Below are 1,823 nucleotides of genomic sequence, written 5' to 3' on the forward strand. Positions count from 1 at the left end.
CCCGGCGACAATCGCCTGGTCGCGTACATCGTTCCGGCAGCCGGAGATGGCCTGGACGTGTCGGTCCTGCGTGAGCGTGCTGCGCAGGCCTTGCCGGATTACATGGTGCCGTCGGCGTTTGTGGTGCTGGACGTGTTGCCTCTCACCGCGAACGGGAAGCTGGATCGTCGTGCCCTACCGGCGCCGGAGTTCGGTGGTGCTGTGGATGGTCGTGGGCCGCGGACTGTTCGTGAGCGGTTGTTGTGTGAGGCTTTTGCTGAGGTTTTGGGCTTGGAGAAGGTCGGTATTGACGACAACTTCTTTGAGCTTGGTGGTCATTCGCTGCTTGTGGTGTCGTTGGTGGAGGTGTTGCGGCAGCGTGGTGTTGTGGTGTCGGTGCGGGCGTTGTTTCAGGCTCCGACGCCGGCGGGGGTTGCCGCGGTGGCTGGTGATGAGGCTGTTGTGGTTCCGGCGAATCTGATTTCTGAGGATGCCGGGGCGATCACACCGGAGATGCTGCCGCTGGTTGAGTTGTCGCAGGCGGAGATTGACCGCATCGCGGAGACGGTCCCCGGCGGCGTGCCCAATATCGCTGACATCTATCCGCTCGCCCCGCTGCAGGAAGGCATCTTCTTCCATCATCTGATGGCGGCGGGCTCGGGTGCTGATGCTTATATCTTGCCGACAGTCCTGGCCTTTGATTCCCGTGATCGGCTTGATGCCTTTGTGCGGGTGTTGCAGCAGGTGGTGGATCGTCACGACATTCTGCGGACCGCAGTCGTATCGCAGGGGCTTTCCGAGCCGGTGCAGGTTGTGGTGCGGCGTGCTGAGGTTCCGGTGCGGCAGGTCGTGCTTGATGCTGCGTTGTCGGCGGAGGATGTGGTTCCGGCGATGCTGGCTGCCGCGGGTTCGGTGATGGAGGTTTCGCAGGCGCCGTTGGTGCGGTTGACGGTGGCGCGGCGGCCCGCGACGGAGTCGGCGTGGGTGGCTGTGGTGCAGGTTCATCACCTGGTCCAGGACCACACCGCTCTTGAAGTGTTGTTCGGTGAGATCCAGGCGTTCTGGGCCGGGCATGAGCGGCTGCTGCCGCAGCCGTTGCCGTTCCGGGATTTTGTGGCTCAGGCTCGGCTTGGTGTTTCGCGGGAGAGTCAGGAGGCTTTCTTCACCGAGCTGTTGGGTGAGGTCACTGAGCCGACTGCGCCGTTTGGTGTGCTGGATGTGCAAGGTGATGGCACCGATGTGCTGGAGTCGCGGCTGGTGTTTGATGCGGAGATCTCCGTCGGGGTGCGGCAGGAGGCTCAGCGTCTTGGGGTGAGTGCTGCGGCGTTGTTGCATGTGGCGTTCGCGCGGGTGGTGGCTGCCGCGTCCGGTCGTGAGGACGTGGTGTTCGGCACTGTGTTGTTCGGTCGGATGCAGGCTGGCGCTGGTGCTGACCGGGTGCCGGGTCTGTTCATCAATACTCTGCCGGTGCGGTTCGAGGTCGGCGGCGTTGGTGTTGGTGAGGCTGCGGGGCGGATGCATGCGAGTCTGGCCGAGTTGCTGGCGTTCGAGCACACGCCGCTGGCGTCGGCGCAGCGTGTGTCCGGGGTGGCTTCCGGGTCTCCGCTGTTCACAGCACTGTTCAACTACCGCCACACCCCCGGAGCCGATGCCGAAGTCATCGACGTCACCGCCACCGGCATGGACGGTGTTGAGCTGCTCTACGCCCATGAGCGCACGAACTATCCCCTGATGGTCGCTGTCGACGACGCCGGTACCGATGCCGGGTTCGCCGTCTCGGTGCAGTGTGTCGCCCCGATCGACCCTCACTCGGTCGCCTCGCTGATGCGGACTGCGGTGTCTGC

The 1,823-nt window shown here is 64.3% G+C and carries 1 protein-coding gene; it reads left to right on the forward strand.

What is annotated here, in order from left to right; genetic code table 11:
• A partial coding sequence (locus IZR01_RS49020; RefSeq protein WP_228561447.1) for a condensation domain-containing protein occupies positions 1 to 1,823 on the forward strand: 1,823 nt, incomplete at both ends.

This window comes from Catenulispora pinisilvae, assembly GCF_015356865.1.
GTDB lineage: Bacteria > Actinomycetota > Actinomycetes > Streptomycetales > Catenulisporaceae > Catenulispora > Catenulispora pinisilvae.